Genomic DNA, 2045 nt, shown 5'->3' on the forward strand with positions numbered 1-2045 from the left:
CCGAAGAGCTAGGCGCTGGAGTCTGGACAAAAAAAGTTCCGCACATTCAATTGTGCGGAACTTTTTTCCATTCAGCGACGGCGTCCAAGCCCCATCGCATTCTCCATTTTCTTCAATGTTTTATTCGCCAGACGTGAAGCTTTTTCTGCGCCTTCATCAAGAATGCGGTCGAGTTCGTCCGATTCCACAAGCTGTGCGTAACGTTCTTGGATGGGAGCAAGGTGGCCGGTGACAGCTTTGGCTACTGAAGCCTTGAAGTCACCATAGCCTGCACCTTCGTATTTAGAGACCAATTCTTCGATCGATGCACCAGTCAACGCGGCTTCTATTGTCAGCAGATTCGATACACCGGGTTTGTTCACCGGATCAAAACGGACAATGCCTTCCGAGTCTGTCACTGCACTCTTGATTTTCTTCTCAATCGTCTTCAGGTCATCGAGCAGCGTAATGATTGCTTTTTTATTGTCATCTGATTTGCTCATTTTTTTCGTCGGGTCCTGCAAGGACATGATGCGTGCCCCGTGTTTCGGAATGCGGATCTCAGGGATTGTCAGCACATCATTGAATTTTTTGTTGAATCGTTCCGCCAGGTCGCGCGTCAGCTCGATGTGCTGTTTCTGATCATCGCCGACCGGTACGATATTTGTCTGGTAGAGCAGGATATCTGCCGCCATTAATGGCGGATACGTGAGAAGGCCTGCTGAAACGGAGACATTCTTTAATGATTTATCTTTATATTGAGTCATTCTTTCCAGTTCACCGATGGTCGCAATACACTGCAGCATCCAAGCTGCCTGAGCATGCGCCGGCACTTCCGATTGGATGAAAAGCGTCACTTTTTCCGGATCGATGCCTACCGCCAGATACAATGCAGCAAGTGCTTTAATATTTTTCCTCAGCTCGAGCCGGTCCTGCGGCATGGTGATTGCGTGCTGGTCGACGATGCAAAAAATACAGTCGTAGTCTTCCTGAAGCTCTGTAAATTGCTTGAATGCTCCGATATAATTTCCGAGTGTTACCGTTCCTGTAGGCTGAACGCCTGAAAAAATTCGATTCATCTGCATATTCCTCCTCAAAATAAAAAAACACAGCAAGCATCCCTGCTAAGGGACGAAGCTGTGTTTCCGTGGTACCACCCTGGTTGCCGTTTCCGGCCACTCTTCTTCTGTAACGTGAAGATGACGGAGAGGGCTACTGATTATGTTCACCCGCTCAGCTCGAAAGCCCATTCAATGCATTCCTCCATCTGTTTCCACCAGCCACAGACTCTCTATAATAGAAGGAACTGCATCTACTATTCTTTCTCATCGCTTATTATATGGTATTCATTATAGTATAAAGAGGAAATGATTTGCAATATTATAATTCGTATATGAGCAATGAAATTCCCATCATCAGGATTGTCACGATGCCGATTATAAGCAATGGTGAAGCTGAGAAAGGGATGATCTCCGAAGGGAGGCGCATTTCGTCATCTTCAAGTGTGCTTTTGCGTTGAAAGAACTTTCGCATGCTCACAGTAAAAATATCGAAGGCACCGGTCTGTACCACAAAAATCCAGGCACCGAAGAACACCAGTATACCGCCGTAAACGAACGACGTATTAATATAGGACAAAAGCGATAAGTCTTCCGGACGTATGATGATAGTTAGAAAAATAGCCGCTTGAACCAGTAAAATCCACATGAGTATTTTTTTCAATTGTGCACGCTCCTCTAGTTGATTGTAAAAGGAAAACTATAAAAAATCAAAAAAATATAAAAAAAATTTTTGGAAGAAAACGCTTACAAACCTTAATGTTGGCGCCATTTCCACTGTAATATTTGTCATGTTTTTAATATAAAGAATTCTGACATTTAAAAAAACACTGTACAAGGTTTACGGAATATGTATAATTAACAGTGTACCAATTTTTCAGAAAATTTAAGGGGGACACCTAAGTGAAGAACAGCAAGTTGTTTTGGCTGCTTGGCCTAGTTTTAGTTCTTGGCATCTTCCTGGCTGCATGTGGCGGCGGAGACGAAGCTGAAGAAGGAACTGAAACA

At 44.0% G+C, this 2045-nt stretch carries 2 protein-coding genes and 1 other annotated feature; both genes read right to left on the reverse strand.

All coding sequences use genetic code 11. From position 1 onward, the window contains the following. Positions 1 to 71: 71 nt before the first annotated feature. Positions 72 to 1058, reverse strand: a complete 987-nt coding sequence (gene trpS, locus KW93_RS05085; protein ID WP_033541899.1) for a tryptophan--tRNA ligase — start codon at positions 1056 to 1058, stop codon at positions 72 to 74. A gap of 45 nt (positions 1059 to 1103) precedes the next feature. Next, positions 1104 to 1317: a binding site (T-box leader), on the reverse strand. 42 nt (positions 1318 to 1359) lie between these two features. Beyond that, positions 1360 to 1701 (reverse strand): DUF3899 domain-containing protein, encoded by a 342-nt coding sequence (locus KW93_RS05090; RefSeq protein ID WP_033541900.1) that lies wholly within the window; start codon positions 1699 to 1701, stop codon positions 1360 to 1362. Positions 1702 to 2045 lie beyond the last annotated feature (344 nt).

The organism is Planococcus sp. CAU13 (assembly GCF_000775575.1).
Classification (GTDB): Bacteria; Bacillota; Bacilli; order Bacillales_A; family Planococcaceae; genus Planococcus.

Excerpts from the sequence above, each read along its gene's own strand:
- trpS (WP_033541899.1), bottom strand. The coding sequence starts at position 1,058 with ATGAATCGAATTTTTTCAGGCGTTCAGCCTACAGGAACGGTAACACTC.